Annotated in this window: 2 protein-coding genes; one reads left to right on the forward strand and one right to left on the reverse strand. The window is 47.8% G+C overall.

Features of this window, described 5'->3' with window-relative positions; genetic code table 11:
- Positions 1-41: 41 nt before the first annotated feature.
- A complete protein-coding gene (locus ACI35L_RS11315) occupies positions 42-827 on the forward strand; it encodes an SDR family oxidoreductase (RefSeq protein WP_049670364.1) in 786 nt (261 codons plus the stop codon).
- 46 nt (positions 828-873) lie between these two features.
- Here the strand turns inward: ACI35L_RS11315 and ACI35L_RS11320 are convergent, their stop codons facing one another.
- On the reverse strand, positions 874-1,659 hold the full coding sequence (locus tag ACI35L_RS11320) for an alpha/beta hydrolase (protein ID WP_439802919.1): 786 nt from the start codon (positions 1,657-1,659) through the stop codon (positions 874-876).
- Positions 1,660-1,800: the final 141 nt, after the last annotated feature.

Below are 1,800 nucleotides of genomic sequence, written 5' to 3' on the forward strand. Positions count from 1 at the left end.
ATGCTCGGTTTCACGAAAGAATAATGAAGGAGGAATAGACTATGTATGATAGTTTAAAAGGGAAAGTTGTCGTGATCACAGGTGCTGCAACAGGTCTAGGAAAAGGGATGGCAGAACGGTTCGGGAAAGAACAAGCCAAGGTCGTCATTAATTATCATTCAGACAAGCATGATCATAATGCCATTATTGAGACGATCAAATCATACGGCGGTGATGCCGTGGCGGTCCAGGGTGACGTTACAAAGGAAGAGGACGTCAAGAAAATGATTGACTGTGCGGTTGAAACCTTCGGCACACTTGACGTCATGATCAATAACGCGGGAATGGAAAATCAAGTGGAATCCCACGAATTATCATTAGAGGATTGGCAGAAAGTCATCGATATCAATCTGACCGGTGCCTTCCTCGGATCCCGTGAAGCCCTCAAATACATGGTTGAAAATAAAATCAAGGGCTCTATCATTAATATGTCCTCTGTGCATGACCGAATTCCTTGGCCGCAATTCGTCCACTATGCAGCAAGTAAGGGCGGAGTGAAGTTAATGACAGAAACATTGGCAATGGAATATGCCCCTCATGGCATCAGGGTGAACAGCATCTGTCCGGGAGCGATAAAAACGCCGATTAATGCAGAAAAATTCGATGATCCTGAACAAAGGGAGCAGGTAGAGGAGATGATTCCGCTCGGCATGATCGGCCAGCCGGAGCAAATTGCCGCCTGTGCGGCCTGGCTCGCCTCTAATGAAGCAAGCTATGTTACTGGACTGTCTCTTTATGCAGACGGCGGAATGACGTTATATCCAAGCTTCCAAGGCGGAAGAGGATAAAGACGAGGAAGGCAGCACCCAAAATAATGGGGACTGCCTTCCTTTTTTATGCTTTGCAAAATCCTTGTTTTGACAGCCAGCTTGCACAAAGCCCTGTCCATCTTGCGGTGTCTGGTTCCTCCTCTGCTAGGCCAAGCCCATGCCGTCCATTTTGAAACACATGAAGCTCATATGGAATCTGGGCTGTGCTCAATTGGTTGGCATACAGAAGACTGTTGATGACCGGAACAGACTGATCGTCAGCCGTATGCCAAAGGAAGGTCGGCGGCGTGTCCGTGCTGACATGACGCTCCATGGAAAGAAGTTCGCGTGCTTCATGCTTCGGGTTTTCCCCGAGCAGACAGGTGAGTGAGCCTTCATGAGTATGCTCAAGCATCGTGATTACGGGGTAACAGAGAATAGCGATATCTGGCCTGCAGGATGCTGAATCGATTTTGTCGATTTTCTTATACGCAGGATAATCCGACATATTTGCGGCACAGGCTGCTAGATGGCCGCCTGCAGAAAAGCCAAGAAGCCCAATCTTATCGGGGTCAATTCCCCATTCCTCTGCATGATAACGCACATAACGAATGGCGCGCTGCACATCAGCAAGCGGCTCTGGATGCTTGGCAGGATTGACTCGGTAATGGAGGACAAACGCCGTAATGCCAAGCGTATTCAGCCACTCAGCCACAGGCTCACCCTCATGCCAAGCACGCATGCGGTAGCCTCCTCCAGGACAAATGATCACAGCGGAGCGGGCAGGATTTTGCTCTGCCATATAAGGGACAATAATTGGTGCTTCCTCATGTAAATCAATCTTATCTGACCAGATTGGCAGTGGTTGCATGTTGGATTCCCCTTTATGAAGTGGTGTTGAGTTTATTTTATCATGTGTCTCGGCAGGGGGAGAATTGAGGAGAGTCCGTACTTTAAATCATAATAGACGATGTTTTCTATTTGATAGAAAAAAGGAATCATATTTCCTCTT

Origin of the sequence: Pradoshia sp., assembly GCF_051873915.1 — a bacterium.
Lineage (GTDB): Bacteria > Bacillota > Bacilli > Bacillales > Pradoshiaceae > Pradoshia.

Coding starts and splice junctions, on each gene's coding strand:
- ACI35L_RS11320 (WP_439802919.1), bottom strand. CDS start 1,659: ATGCAACCACTGCCAATCTGGTCAGATAAGATTGATTTACATGAGGAA.
- ACI35L_RS11315 (WP_049670364.1), top strand. CDS start 42: ATGTATGATAGTTTAAAAGGGAAAGTTGTCGTGATCACAGGTGCTGCA.